Origin of the sequence: Phenylobacterium sp. (assembly GCF_036563385.1) — a bacterium.
Taxonomy (GTDB): domain Bacteria; phylum Pseudomonadota; class Alphaproteobacteria; order Caulobacterales; family Caulobacteraceae; genus Phenylobacterium.
The window spans coordinates 383620-396258 of record NZ_DATCML010000004.1 but is presented as its reverse complement, the minus strand read 5'-3'; the positions used below and the strand labels follow the sequence as shown (position 1 = coordinate 396258).

Here is a 12639-nt window from a genome sequence, read left to right as displayed (position 1 = left end):
ACGACATGACGATTCCTGTGGCCGGGGGCGCTTCCAATCCCGACCAGAAGGCTTAGGTTTCGCGGCGAACGGACGCAGCGAGAAAGCCACCGAGGCCGCCATGGACGCCACCCCCGACAAGATCTACGACGCCGCCCGCTTCGAGCGCGCCGGCCGCGGCAGGATCTTCGACAGCATCATCGACACGATCGGCGACACGCCGCTCGTGCGCCTGCCGCGGCTGACCGCCGCCCTGAAGCCCAAGGGCGAGGTCGTCGCCAAGCTGGAATTCTTCAACCCGATCGCCTCGGTGAAGGACCGGATCGGCGTGGCGATGATCGAATACCTAGAAGCCAAGGGTGTGCTGAAGCCCGGCGGGGTGATCATCGAGCCCACCTCGGGCAACACCGGCATCGCCCTGGCCTTCGTGGCCGCCGCCAAGGGCTACAAGCTGACCCTGGTCATGCCCGAGAGCATGTCCATGGAGCGGCGCAAGATGCTGCTGCTGCTGGGCGCCAAGCTCGAGCTGACACCGGCCGAGAAGGGCATGGCCGGCGCGGTCGCCCGGGCCAAGGAGCTGGTGGAGGCCACGCCCGGCGCCGTCATGCCCCAGCAGTTCGACAACGTCGCCAACCCGCTCATTCACCGGGTCTCCACCGCCAACGAGATCTGGAACGACACGGAAGGCCGGGTGGACGTGGTGATCTCCGGGGTGGGCACCGGCGGCACCGTCACCGGCGTCGGCACGGCGCTGAAGGCGCGCAAGCCCTCACTGAAGATGATCGCGGTGGAGCCGCAGGCGTCGCCGGTGCTCTCGGGCGGCACGCCGGGCCCGCACAAGATCCAGGGGATCGGCGCGGGCTTCGTGCCCTCCATCCTCGACCGCGGGGTGATCGACGAGGTGGTGCAGGTGTCGAACGACGACAGCTTCACCATGGCTCGCCGTGCGGCGGCGGAGGAGGGCATCCCGGTGGGGATCTCGTCCGGCGCGGCCCTGACCGCGGCCTTCGACGTGGCCATGCGCGACGAGATGGCCGGCAAGCTGATCGTGGTGATCATCCCGAGCTTCGCCGAGCGCTACGTCTCGACGGCGCTGTTCGAAGGGCTTTGACCTGAGGGTCGCGATCGTTGGCTGCGGCGTCGCCGGACTTGCAGCCGCGATCGCGCTCGATCGGAAGGGTCATCGCGTCACGCTCTTCGAAGCGTTCGATCAACCTCGACCGGTTGGCGCGGGACTGCTCCTGCAGCCTTCGGGTCTAGCCGCGATCCGGGCTTTAGACCTCGCTGAGCCAGTGCTCGACCGCGGCGCTCGCATCGACCGCCTGTTCGGTGCGGACCTTTGCGGCCGCACGATCATGGACATGCGTTACGAGCGCTGGCGCCCCGGAGCATTCGGGCTGGGCGTACACCGGGCCAGCCTCTTTGACGTGCTTTATGAAGGTGCGCTTGCCGCGGGCACCGAGATCCGCACCGGCGTTGCCGTTGTGCAAATCGCGTCGTTCGACAGACCGGTCCTTGTGACAGCGGCGGGGGACCGTCACGGTCCTTACGACATGGCTGTGGTCGCGGACGGGGCAGGCTCTACCCTTCGCCAGCAAGTCCGCCCGAGGAGCCGCGCGCCGACGTATCCGTGGGGCGCCGTGTGGGCGACCGCGCAGGACCCGCATCGTCGCTTCAACGGCGCTCTCCACCAGCGCTACGACGGAGCGAGCACGATGATCGGCATCCTGCCCGTCGGGCGTCGCCCGGGCGTGGCGGGGGATCATGTGAGTTTCTTCTGGTCCTTGCCGGTGAGTGCAATGGACGCGTTCTTGAGCGGCGACCTGAGTGCGTGGCGGAATGATGTTGTTCGGATGTGGCCCGAAGCGGAGCCGATCCTCGCGCAACTGCACAGCCGCACCTGCTTCAGCCGCGCCGTCTATAAGGACATGGCGTTCGGCCGCTGGGACCGAGGTGCAGTGGTGCTGATCGGCGATGCTGCGCACGGCATGAGCCCGCAACTCGGCCAGGGAGCCAATCTGGCCTTGATCGATGCCGTGGAGTTGGCCGACCGCGTTCCCTCGCCGACCCGCATCGCCGGCTACCAGCGCGCGCGGCGCCTCCAGACCGGGCCCTATCAGCTCCTGTCCCGCTTGCTCACCCCGCTCTTCCAATCTTCGAGCGCGTTCTGGTCCTGGTTCCGAACGTACATCTTCGCTCCGCTGAGCCAGGCGCCGGTGCTGCGGGGCCACGCCGCCCATGTGCTCGCCGGCCTTTTCCGGCTCGGCCCTACGCCGCCGAAGCTTCGCCCGTGACCGACGTGTTCGATCCGGAGAAGCGGTCCGCGGTCATGCGGCGGGTCAAGGGGCGCGACACCAGCCCGGAGATGAAGGTCCGGCGGGCGCTGACGAAGCTCGGCGCCCGCTACCGCCTCCATCGCAAGGACCTGCCCGGCAGCCCCGACGTCGTGCTGCCGGGCCGTCGGCTCGCGCTGTTCGTGCACGGCTGCTTCTGGCACGGCCACGACTGCGCGCGGGGAAGCCGGGTTCCGAAGCAGAACCGCGACTACTGGGTGGCCAAGGTCGGCCGGAACGTCGCCCGCGACGCGCGCACGCGGGCTGAGCTGGTGGAGCTCGGTTGGCGGGTGGAGACGATCTGGGAGTGCGAGCTGCAGGACGGTGAAGCGCTGGAAGCCCGGCTTCGGTGCCTGCTGGATACGCCGCGGCCCTAGCGCTTGCCGAAGAGCCGAGCGAAGAAGCCGCCGCCCTTGGCAGATCCCACCGCACTCACCGGCGACAAGTCCGGCCAATCCTCATCGGTCTTGAAGCCGCAGATGCTCCGCGCGAGGTCGAGCGGGACCTCATAGAGCAGGTCGACGTCCGCATCCTCGCCGCCTTCCCCCTCCTGCTCGGCGAACGCCTTGGCCCGCATTGACGCGAACTGCGGCGGCGGCTCGCCGGTCACAGCGAGGTGCATGTAGGGCTCCTGCTCACTGTCGCGGACCACGCGCCAGAGCTCGCGCCCGCCTTCGTAGCCACGGGCCTCGGCGTACATCACGTGCTCTTCCTGCCGACAGGCGACAAGGGCGGCGCCAAGCGCCGCCAGCCGATCCAGCGGCTCTCGGAAGCCGCGCTCGAAATGGGGGTCGACATATAACGTCCAGCCGCCGGCGAGCTCGCCGACCTGCGCCTGCTGCCGCCGCCCGGCGCTGCTGCGCTCGACACCGAGCGTTTCCATGACGGTCTCGGGCGTGACGCCCTTTACCGCGATCCAGGCGATCGAAAGACCCATCCGCATTCTCCCTGTCCCGAAGCTAAGGCAGAGCTTCCAAGCTGGTCAAGAACAAATCACGAACTAAACGGCCGCCGGCGTCTCCACCACGATCTCGGTCTTTACCGAATTGGCGATGAAGCACTCCTCGTGGGCGCGGTGGTGCAGCTGGTCGAGCTCGGCGGGGGTCGGCTCCCGCCCCTGCCATCCGATCTCCGGCCGCAGCGCCACGTGGGTTACCGCCATGCGCCCGTCGGCGTTCTTCGCCATCACCCCCTCGGCGCGGTCGAGGTAGCGCGCGACCACGAACCCGGCCTCGCGGGCAGCGTGCAGGAAGGTGAGCATGTGGCAGTTGCTGATGGCGGCTACCAGCATCTCCTCCGGATCGACGGCGCCGGCGACCGACCACCTGTTGCCCACCACGTGCGGCGAGGCGGTGGCCGGGACCTGGTGGCCGCCGTCGAAGCGCACCGTGTGGCCGCGGCTGTAGCGGCCCTTCAGGAAGTCCTCGGCCGAGGCGTCCTCCAGGGTCCACTCCACGGTGGCGCGGTGCTTCGACATCAGAAGGCCTCGGCCGGCAGGGCCATCATCAGCTCCGAGCCGGTCTTCAGCTTGGCCAGGTGCGACGCGGTCTCCGGCAGCACGCGCTCCATGTAGTAGCGGCCCACGGTCAGCTTGCGGGCATAAATCGGGTCGCTCGCGCCGGCCGCTATCTTCTCGTTCGCCGCCTTCGCCATCAGCGCCCACATGTAGGCCAGGCCCACGAGGCCGAAGAGCTGCATGTAGTCGGTGGACGCGGCCCCCGCGTTCTCGGGGTTGGCCAGGCCGTTCTGCATGAGCCACATGGTGGCCTCCTGCAGCTCGCCCTTCGCCCGGGCCAGGGGATCGGTGAACGGCTTCATCGCCGGGTCGCCGCCGTTCGCCTCGATGAAGGCGTCGAGCTCGGCGAAGAAGGTCATCACCGCCCGGCCGCCGTCGGCGGCCAGCTTGCGGCCGACGAGGTCCAGCGCCTGGACCCCGTTGGTGCCCTCGTAGATCAGGGCGATGCGCACGTCGCGGAGGTACTGGCTGGCCGGGAAGTGCTCGGTGAAGCCTGAGCCGCCGTGCACCTGCATGGCGTCCGAGCAGACCTTGAAGCCGCGGTCGGTGAGGAAGCCCTTCAGCACCGGGGTGAGCAGGGCCATGTAGTCGCGGCCCTTCTGCTGCGCCGCCTCGTCGGGGCTGGCGTGGGCCAGGTCGCCGTGCAGGGCGGTCCAGAACAGGAAGGCGCGGCCGCCCTCGATGATCGCCCGGGCGTCCATCAGCATCCGCCGCACGTCGGGGTGCACGATGATCGGGTCGGCGGGGCCCTCGGGGTTCTTCGGTCCGGTGAGCGAACGGCCCTGCAGGCGCTCGCGCGCGAAGTCCGCGGCGGCCTGGTAGGCGGCTTCGGCCTGGGCGATGCCCTGCATGCCCACGCCGAGGCGGGCCTCGTTCATCATCACGAACATGATCGGCAGGCCGCGGTTCTCCTCGCCCACCAGCCAACCCGTCGCCTCCTCGTGGCTGATCACGCAGGTGGCGTTGCCGTGGATGCCCATCTTCTCTTCAAGGCCCAGGCACTTCACCGAATTCCGCTCGCCGGGGTTCCCGTTGGCGTCCGGGATGTACTTGGGGACGATGAACAGGCTGATGCCGCGCACGCCGGCCGGCGCGCCCTCGATGCGCGCCAGCACCAGGTGGACGATGTTCTCCGTCAGGTCCTGCTCGCCGCCCGAGATCCAGATTTTCTGGCCCGAAATTTTGTAGCTGCCGTCGGCCTGGGGGACCGCCTTGGTGCGCAGCAGCCCGAGGTCGGTGCCGCAGTGCGGCTCGGTCAGGTTCATGGTGCCGGCCCACTGGCCCGACGCGAGCTTGGGCAGGTAGAGCGCCTTCTGCTCGGGCGTGCCGCCCACGTGGATTGCCGAATAGGCGCCGTGGGTCAGGCCCGGGTACATGGAGAACGCCATGTTGGCCGCCGAGCTCATCTCCGAGAAGGCCAGGTTGACCACGTGCGGCAAGCCCTGGCCGCCGAAGTTCGGGTCGGCCCCGAGCGCCGGCCAGCCAGCCTCCACCAGCTGGGCGTAGGCTTCCTTGAAGCCGGTCGGCGTCCTGACGGTGAAGTCCGGGCTCCAGACGCAGCCCTCCTTGTCGCCGACGCCGTTCAGCGGCGCGAGCACCTCGCCGGTGAACTTCCCGGCCTCCTCGAGGATCTGGTCCACGGTGTCCATGGACGCGTCGGCGAAGGCCGGCAGGTTGGCGTAGCGCTCCAGCTGCAGGACGTCGCGGAGCAGGAACTGGTAGTCCCGCACGGGGGGCTGGAAGGTCATCTATCGGGTTCCGGTCTCAGGTCTGGAGGCCGCGTCCCCGCGGCCTACTTGGCTTCGCTGTGCTCTAGCCCGTCGAGGCGATGGCGCAAGACCTGGTCGTAGGCCTCGGCCCTCGGCAGCAGGTCCGGACGGGTCTCGGATAGCCGCTGTTCCATCATGGCGATGCCTTCGCGCAGCTGGGCGATCGCCTTGTCGATGTCGAGCTTCTGGTTCTCGAGCGCGACGATGCGCTCCTTGAACTTGCGCAGGCTCTTGGCCGCCTGCTGGGCGCCGCCGTCGTCCACCTCGTAGAGGTCGAGGATCTCGCCGATCTCGGCCAGCGACAGGCCCACCCGCTTGCCGCGGAGGATCAGCTGCAGGCGCGCGCGGTCCTTGTAGGAATAGACCCGGTTCATGCCGTCCCGGGCGGGATTGAGCAGGCCCTTGTCCTCGTAGAAGCGCAGCGCCCGGGGGGTGCATTTGAACTCCAGGCAGAGCTGGCGGATCGTGAAGTTCCGCTGGGGTCGCCGCAGGTCGCTGGGCATGGCGTCCTCCCTGACGCTGTTCTTGTCCTGACAGCGTAAGGCGACGTTTCCGTTTACGTCAAGGGAATGACGTGGCGGCGGGTGAGCGCGCGGCTAAGCTTCTGAGGCGGCGAGCCGCCGTGGGGGAACGACGATGAACGCAGCGATCCTGCAGCCGGTGATGGTGCTGGTGCTCTGGTCGATGGTGATGTGGCTGTGGATGTACGCCACGCGCATCCCGGCCATGCAGAAGGCCAAGATCCCGCTGGACCCGAACCGCAGCCCGGCGGAGCTGACCAGTCAGCTGCCGCCGCAGGTCCGCTGGAAGGCCGACAACTACAACCACCTGATGGAGCAGCCGACCATCTTCTACGCCACGGCGCTGGCGCTGGCGGTGCTGGGCGAAGGGTCCGGGCTGAACGCCACCCTGGCCTGGGCCTACGTCGGCCTGCGGGTGGTCCACAGCCTGGTGCAGGCCACCGTCAACGTCATCATGCTCCGCTGGGCGGTGTTCAGCGCCGCCTCCCTGGTGCTGGCGGCGCTGGCGGTGCGCGCGGCGCTGGCGGCCTTCTAGGCGGCGGCCAGCTCGCCGGCGAGCGCGCGGTCGATCAGCTGGATCGTCCGCTCGACGCCGAAGATCGCCACGAAAGAGCCGAAGCGGGGTCCGGTCGACTGGCCGAGCAGCACCTCGTAGAGCGCGCCGAACCAGGCTCGCAGCGGCTCGAAGTCGGCCGCCTTGCCGGCGGCGAAGACCTCGTTCTGGATCGCCTCGGCGTCGGCGCCGGGCGGCAGGGCCCTCAGCCGCGCCACGAGGTCGAGCATCGCCCGGCGCTCCTGGTCGGTCGGCGCGCGGAACCTCTTCGAGGGCTTCACAAAGTCCTCGTAGTAATTCAGGGCGTAGCCGGCGAGCTTGTCGAGCAGGGGCTCGCTCTGCGGCGTGGCGCCGGGGATGTAGCGCTCCAGGAAGCCCCAGAGGATCTCCTTGGTGGACGCATCGGCGGCGGAGACCAGGTTCAGCAGCAGGGAGAACGACACCGGCGAGCCCTTGGCCGGCGGCGCGCCGCGGTGCACGTGCCAGGCGGGGTTGTCGATCGCCGGCCGGTTGGACTCCGTCGCCGCCCGGTGGAAGGCGTCCAGGTGCGACAGGTACTCGTCGGTCGCCTTGGGGATCACGTCGAAGAAGAGCCGCTTCGCCGACTTGGGCGACTGATACATGTAGTAGGCCAGGCTCTCGGGCGTGCCGTAGCGCAGCCACTCCTCCATGGTCAGGCCATTGCCCTTGGATTTCGAGATCTTCTGGTTGTTCTCGTCCATGAAGAGCTCGTAGTGGAACGCCTCCGGCGGCTCGCCGCCGAGCGCGCGCACGATCTTGTTCGACACCCGCACAGAGTCCACGAGGTCCTTGCCCGAGGCCTCGAAGTCGACCTTCAGCGCCGTCCAGCGGGCCGCCCAGTCGGGGCGCCACTGCAGCTTCACATGCCCGCCGGTGACCGGGACCTCGGTGCGCTCACCGTCCTCGTCGGCGAAGACGATGGTCCCCTTCTCCACGTTGCGCTCGAGGGTGGGGGCCTGCAAAACCCGGCCGCTCTTCGGGCTGATCGGCAGGAAGGGGGAGTAGGTGGCGCGGCGCTCCTCCCCCAGGGTCGGCAGCATGATGCCCATGACGGCGTCGAACCGCTCCAGGATGCGCAGCAGCACCTCGTCGAACCGGCCGGAGCGGTAGGTCTCGGTGGACGACATGAAGGTGTAGTCGAAGCCGAAGCCGTCCAGGAAGGCGCGCAGGCGGGCGTTGTTGTGGTGGCCGAAGCTCTCGTGCTCGCCGAACGGATCGCGGACGCTGGTGACCGGCTTGTCGCGGTCCTCTTCGAGCATCTCGCGGTTCGGCACGTTGTCGGGAATCTTCCGCAGCCCGTCCATGTCGTCGGAGAAGACGATCAGCTGGGTCGGGATGGCGTCCTCGGTGAGCGCCCGGAAGGCGTTGCGCACCATGGTCGGGCGCGCCGCCTCGCCGAAGGTGCCCATGTGCGGCAGGCCCGAGGCGCCATAGCCGCACTGGAAGATCACAGGCGCCGTCAGCGCCGGCAGGGCGCGGACCAGCTCGTCGAACTTGCCTTCGGCGATCAGTGGGGCGGCGAAGTCCCGCTCGGCCTCCGAGAGGCGCAGGCGCAGGATGCGGTCAAGCAGGATCCGCGCCTGCTCGAAGGGCCAGCTCTTCGCGTCACGGGCCGGTTGGGAAAGTCCTTGCAACATGGCCGGCGCAGGTAATCCCCGGCAGCCCATTCCTCAAGGAAATTCGGGAACTGGCCGATCCGGCGACAGCCGTTTCCCATACAGATTTGACGTGAAAGCGTGACTGAACTGTCGCAAGCTCGCCGTACAGCGCCGCAGACGCGCTGATCGGGGGAATGCGGATGGGACTTCGGAGGGTGGCGCCGAGCCGGCTGGCTCTGGCGTTCGTCATGCTCGCGGCGGGCAAGCCCGTCCTGGCGCAGGAGGTGGACGAGCTGGTGGTGACCGGCCAGCGGCTCTCCCAGCAGCGGGCCATCGAGGTGAAGCGCGAGGCGGTGGGCGTGGTCGACGCCATCTCCGCCGACGAGATCGGCCGGCTGGCCGACAAGAACATCGCCGAGAACCTGGAACGCCTCCCAGGCGTCGGCCTGGCCTATGACCAGGGCGAGGGCCGCTACGTCTCCATCCGTGGCACGCCCTCGGCGCTGAACAACGTGACCCTGAACGGCGTCGAGGTGGGCAACCCCGACGGCGACAGCCGCGCCCTGCCGCTGGACGTGGTCTCGGGCCAGCTGCTCGGCCGCATCGAGGTGGTCAAGGCGGTGACGCCCGACCGCGACGCCCAGGGCATCGGCGGCACGATCAACCTGATCAGCCAGTCGCCGTTCGACCTCGGCCAGGACCGGTTCGCCCGCGCCTCCGTGCAGGTGGGCTACCAGGAATTCAACGAGAAGACGCCGGTGCAGGGCGACGCCACCATCGGCGCGGTGTTCGGCGAGGGCCGCTGGGGCGTCCTGGTGGGGGTCAACGGCTCGTCGCGCGACTACCGTTCGGACGGCCTCTATCCCGACGACTGGCGCACCGTGCCGGGCGTCGCCCGCGGCGGCCTGCCGACCAACATCAAGACCACCAATTACCGGCTGAAGCGCGAGCGGATCGGGGCGGCTGGGGCCCTGGAGTTCCGGCCGACAGAGGAGGACCGGTTCTACCTGCGCGGCCTCTACTCGCGGTTCACCGAGGACGAGTACCGCCAGCGCTGGCGGCTCGACTTTGCGGCCAACCTGGCCAACGTGACGCTGAACGCCGACGGCGCGACGGGCGTGGCGCGCAACGTCGACGCCCGGCAGGACCTGCGCCTGGAGTACAAGGAGAAGAGCATCTCCTCCTACTCGTTCGGCGGGGTGCACGAGCGCGGGCCATGGTCGGCCAGCTACGACCTGTCCTACGGGTTCAACGAGCTGGTGGAGCCGAACCAGCTCTGGCAGTTCCGCGCCACCAGCGCGAACCTCACCGTCGACTTCGACATGCGGCCGCTGCTCTACACGGCCGAGCCGCGCAACGCCTCGGCCTCGCTGCTCGGCTTCCGGCAGCACACGGTGCAGGACGAGTCCGGCGAGGAGACCAATATCGCGGGTCGCCTGGACCTCAAGCGCGAGCTGGACATCGGCGTCGACAGCTACCTGAAGTTCGGCCTGAAGGTGCGCGACACCGACAAGGCCTTCGACGGCCGCACGGATCTTTATGAGCGCGCCGGCGCCGGGCCGAACCGCTTCACCCTGGCGGACTTCGGCCTGCAGGGGCCGGTCATGGAGGTCGACACCGGCGAGTACGTCTACCTGAACCGCTTCACCATCGACGCCGATGCGATCCGCGAGTTCACCGCCCAGAACCTGCCGGGCCCGCGCTTCGTGCGGAACACCGCCACGAGCCTCTCCAACGACACGCTGAACGACTACGACCTCAACGAGCGGGTGACCGCCGGCTATGTGATGGCCGACGTGGACTTCGGCGGCTGGCGGCTGATCGGCGGCTGGCGGGTGGAGCACACCCGCGTGGAGGTGGATGGCTTCCGCTTGAGCGGCGGCAGCGTGACGCCGCAGTCGCAGGACGGCGACTACACGAACTTCCTGCCCAACCTGCACCTGCGCTTCGAGCCGCGCGAGGACGTGATCCTGCGGCTGGCCTACACCCGCACGCTCGGGCGACCGCAGTATCCGCAGCTGAAGCCGGGGGGGAACCTGATCTTCACCCAGCTGAACAACGGGACGTTCGAAGGCGAGCTGGCCGAGGGCAACGCCGACCTGCAGCCGTACCTGTCGGACAACTTCGACGCCTCCGCCGAGTGGTACTTCGCCCCGGGCGGCATCCTTTCGGCCGGCGCCTTCCTGAAGCGGATCGAGGACCCGATCTTCAACTTCGAGGATACGCTCACCGGCGTCACCCTCGAGGGGCGGACCTATTCCCGCCTCGAGTACATCCAGCCGCGCAACGCTGACCGCGGCGAGATCAAGGGCGTCGAGCTGCAGTACCAGCAGCAGTTCGAATTCCTGCCGGGCTTCTGGAGCGGCTTCGGCGCCTCGGCCAACGTCACCTGGACGGACTCGAGCCTGACCACGCCAGACCGCGGCAAGCTGCCGTTCCCGGCGCAGTCCGACCTGCTGTGGGGCGCCCAGCTGTTCTACCAGGCCGGGCGGCTGGAGGCGGCGGTCTCCTGGCACCACACCGGCAAGGCGGTGCAGACCATCGGGGCGAACGCCGACGCCGACACCTACGACGACGACTACGAGCGGCTGGACGCCAAGGCCAGCTACCAGCTGACCGACAAGGTCGAGGTCTTCGTGGACCTGCAGAACCTGAACGACGAGGTGCTGCGCGAGTACCAGGGCGGCCATCGCGACTGGCTGACCAACTACGAACGCTACGGGCGCACTTACTACGTGGGCGTCTCCGCGCGATGGTAGGCGCATGAGCTTCGACCGCCGCGATCTGCTGGGCCGGGCCGCCGTTCTGGCGGGGGCCGCCCTGCTGCCGTCGGCCTGGACGCCGGCGCTGGCCCAGGCGCGGCTTATCCAGGACCCGTTCACCCTAGGGGTCGCCTCGGGCGAGCCCAGCCCCCGCGGGATGGTGCTGTGGACGCGCCTTGCCCCGCGGCCGTTGCAGCCGGACGGCGGGATGGGTGCAGCGCCCGTGGAGGTCCGCTGGGAGGTGGCCGAGGACCCGCGGCTGCGGCGGGTGGTGCGCTCAGGCGCGCAGCTGGCGGTCGCCGAGGCCGGCCACTCGGTGCATGTGGAAGTGGCGGGGCTCCGGCCCGGCCGGGAATACTGGTACCGCTTCCGGGCCGGCGGGCACGCCAGCCCGGTGGGGCGGACCCGGACTGCGCCGGACACCTTCGCCGACGTGAAGCGGCTGCGGCTCGCTTACGGCTCGTGCCAGAAGTACGAGGCCGGCTACTGGGGCGCCTACGACCACCTGGTGGCCGACGATCCCGACCTGGTGCTGTTCCTCGGCGACTACATCTACGAGCAGGCCGGCACCGACAAAGGGGTGCGCCGCCACCCCGACGCCGAGCCCGTGGACCTGGCGGGCTACCGAGTGCGCTACGGCGCCTACAAGTCCGACCCGAAGCTGCAGGCGGCGCACGCCGCCGCCCCGTGGATGGTGATCTGGGACGACCACGAGGTGGTCAACGACTACGGCGGCGACCAGGACCGGCTGAACACCGACCCGGCCCGGTTCCTGCGCCGCCGCGCCGCGGCCTACCAGGCCTATTTCGAGCACATGCCGCTGCGCCGCCACCGCCGGCCCGTCGGGCCCGACATGCTGCTCTACCGGACCCTGGACTGGGGCCGGCTCGCCCAGTTCCAGTTCCTCGACACCCGCCAGCACCGGCCGCACCGCACCTGCGACGCCCAGTCGGACGGCAAGGCGATCCCCGACTGTCCGCAACGCACGGACCCGTCGCGCTCGCTGCTGGGCGGGGCGCAGCAGCGCTGGCTGGTGGAAAGGCTGGAGACGTCACAAGCGCGCTGGAACGTGCTGGCGCAACAGTACCTCGTGGGCGAGATCCAGCGGCCGCGCCCGGACGGGCGGATCTATTCCAACGACGGCTGGAGCGGCTACGCCCAGACGCGCCGCCGGATCCTGGAGACCTGGCGCGACGCCAAGGTGTCGAACCCGGTGGTGCTGGGCGGCGACATCCACTGCTTCATCGCCGGCGAACTGGAGCTGGAGGCGGGCAAGCCGATCGCCAGCGAGTTTGTCGGCGGCTCCATCAGCTCGCTGGGGGCCAGCAACGCCGACATGCAACGGCTGCAGGCCGCAAACCCGAACCTGAAGTTCACCGAGGGCGAGCACCGCGGCTACGGCCGCGTGGACCTGACGCCCGACGGCTGCGAGGTGACCTTCCGGGCGGTGGAGAGCGCGCTCGTCCCGCAGTCCCCGGTCCGAAACCTCGCGAAGTTCCAGGTGGAGGCCGGTCGCCCCGGGCTTCACATTGCGTAGGGCGCTGGCGCTTCTCGGGCTCGTCGCCCTAGCCGGGCCCGCAGCGGCCC

General features: G+C 69.3%; 11 protein-coding genes. 6 read left to right on the top strand and 5 right to left on the bottom strand.

Annotated elements, in window-relative coordinates; translation table 11 throughout:
- The first annotated feature begins 100 nt into the window (after positions 1-100).
- Genes cysK through VIL67_RS02790 form a run of 3 tightly spaced genes read left to right on the top strand, consistent with a single transcriptional unit; the run spans position 101 to position 2689 of the window.
- Positions 101-1090 carry a cysteine synthase A gene (cysK, locus tag VIL67_RS02800; RefSeq protein ID WP_332047317.1) on the top strand — a complete coding sequence of 330 codons (990 nt, stop codon included), beginning with the start codon at positions 101-103 and terminating at the stop codon, positions 1088-1090.
- Position 1091: 1 nt separating this feature from the next.
- Positions 1092-2273: an FAD-dependent oxidoreductase gene (locus VIL67_RS02795; RefSeq protein ID WP_332047977.1), complete on the top strand. Its 1182-nt coding sequence runs from the start codon at positions 1092-1094 to the stop codon at positions 2271-2273.
- On the top strand, positions 2270-2689 hold the full coding sequence (locus tag VIL67_RS02790; protein ID WP_332047316.1) for a very short patch repair endonuclease: 420 nt from the start codon (positions 2270-2272) through the stop codon (positions 2687-2689). The genes VIL67_RS02795 and VIL67_RS02790 overlap by 4 nt, the downstream gene beginning before the upstream one ends.
- On the opposite strand, the gene VIL67_RS02785 is transcribed toward VIL67_RS02790, so the two are convergent.
- The 4 genes from VIL67_RS02785 to VIL67_RS02770 all read right to left on the bottom strand — a co-directional run bounded on the left by VIL67_RS02785 (position 2686) and on the right by VIL67_RS02770 (position 6100).
- The gene (locus VIL67_RS02785; RefSeq protein WP_332047315.1) at positions 2686-3249 is read right to left on the bottom strand and encodes a hypothetical protein; all 564 of its coding nucleotides are present in this window, start codon (positions 3247-3249) and stop codon (positions 2686-2688) included. The genes VIL67_RS02790 and VIL67_RS02785 overlap by 4 nt on opposite strands.
- A 63-nt stretch (positions 3250-3312) precedes the next feature.
- The gene (locus VIL67_RS02780) at positions 3313-3789 is read right to left on the bottom strand and encodes an OsmC family protein (RefSeq protein ID WP_332047314.1); all 477 of its coding nucleotides are present in this window, start codon (positions 3787-3789) and stop codon (positions 3313-3315) included.
- Positions 3789-5576, bottom strand: coding sequence for an acyl-CoA dehydrogenase C-terminal domain-containing protein (locus tag VIL67_RS02775; protein WP_332047313.1), 1788 nt, complete (start codon positions 5574-5576; stop codon positions 3789-3791). The genes VIL67_RS02780 and VIL67_RS02775 overlap by 1 nt, the downstream gene beginning before the upstream one ends.
- Positions 5577-5620: 44 nt before the next feature.
- A complete protein-coding gene (locus VIL67_RS02770; RefSeq protein ID WP_332047312.1) occupies positions 5621-6100 on the bottom strand; it encodes a MerR family transcriptional regulator in 480 nt (159 codons plus the stop codon).
- A 133-nt stretch (positions 6101-6233) separates the two neighbouring features.
- Here VIL67_RS02770 and VIL67_RS02765 point away from each other — a divergent pair, with 133 nt between their 5' ends.
- A complete protein-coding gene (locus VIL67_RS02765; RefSeq protein WP_332047311.1) occupies positions 6234-6653 on the top strand; it encodes an MAPEG family protein in 420 nt (139 codons plus the stop codon).
- Here the strand turns inward: VIL67_RS02765 and VIL67_RS02760 are convergent.
- The gene (locus VIL67_RS02760) at positions 6650-8329 is read right to left on the bottom strand and encodes a lysine--tRNA ligase (protein WP_332047310.1); all 1680 of its coding nucleotides are present in this window, start codon (positions 8327-8329) and stop codon (positions 6650-6652) included. The genes VIL67_RS02765 and VIL67_RS02760 overlap by 4 nt on opposite strands.
- Before the next feature lie 161 nt (positions 8330-8490).
- On the opposite strand from VIL67_RS02760, the gene VIL67_RS02755 reads away from it, so the two are divergent.
- Both VIL67_RS02755 and VIL67_RS02750 read left to right on the top strand, forming a co-directional pair.
- Positions 8491-11049, top strand: coding sequence for a TonB-dependent receptor (locus tag VIL67_RS02755; RefSeq protein ID WP_332047309.1), 2559 nt, complete (start codon positions 8491-8493; stop codon positions 11047-11049).
- A gap of 4 nt (positions 11050-11053) precedes the next feature.
- A complete protein-coding gene (locus tag VIL67_RS02750) occupies positions 11054-12589 on the top strand; it encodes an alkaline phosphatase D family protein (RefSeq protein ID WP_332047308.1) in 1536 nt (511 codons plus the stop codon).
- Positions 12590-12639 lie beyond the last annotated feature (50 nt).

Bases quoted from the DNA above. Each gene is read 5' to 3' on its own strand.
- cysK (WP_332047317.1), top strand. From the start codon at position 101: ATGGACGCCACCCCCGACAAGATCTACGACGCCGCCCGCTTCGAGCGC.
- VIL67_RS02785 (WP_332047315.1), bottom strand. From the start codon at position 3,249: ATGGGTCTTTCGATCGCCTGGATCGCGGTAAAGGGCGTCACGCCCGAG.
- VIL67_RS02780 (WP_332047314.1), bottom strand. From the start codon at position 3,789: ATGTCGAAGCACCGCGCCACCGTGGAGTGGACCCTGGAGGACGCCTCG.
- VIL67_RS02775 (WP_332047313.1), bottom strand. From the start codon at position 5,576: ATGACCTTCCAGCCCCCCGTGCGGGACTACCAGTTCCTGCTCCGCGAC.
- VIL67_RS02770 (WP_332047312.1), bottom strand. From the start codon at position 6,100: ATGCCCAGCGACCTGCGGCGACCCCAGCGGAACTTCACGATCCGCCAG.
- VIL67_RS02765 (WP_332047311.1), top strand. From the start codon at position 6,234: ATGAACGCAGCGATCCTGCAGCCGGTGATGGTGCTGGTGCTCTGGTCG.
- VIL67_RS02760 (WP_332047310.1), bottom strand. From the start codon at position 8,329: ATGTTGCAAGGACTTTCCCAACCGGCCCGTGACGCGAAGAGCTGGCCC.
- VIL67_RS02755 (WP_332047309.1), top strand. From the start codon at position 8,491: ATGGGACTTCGGAGGGTGGCGCCGAGCCGGCTGGCTCTGGCGTTCGTC.
- VIL67_RS02750 (WP_332047308.1), top strand. From the start codon at position 11,054: ATGAGCTTCGACCGCCGCGATCTGCTGGGCCGGGCCGCCGTTCTGGCG.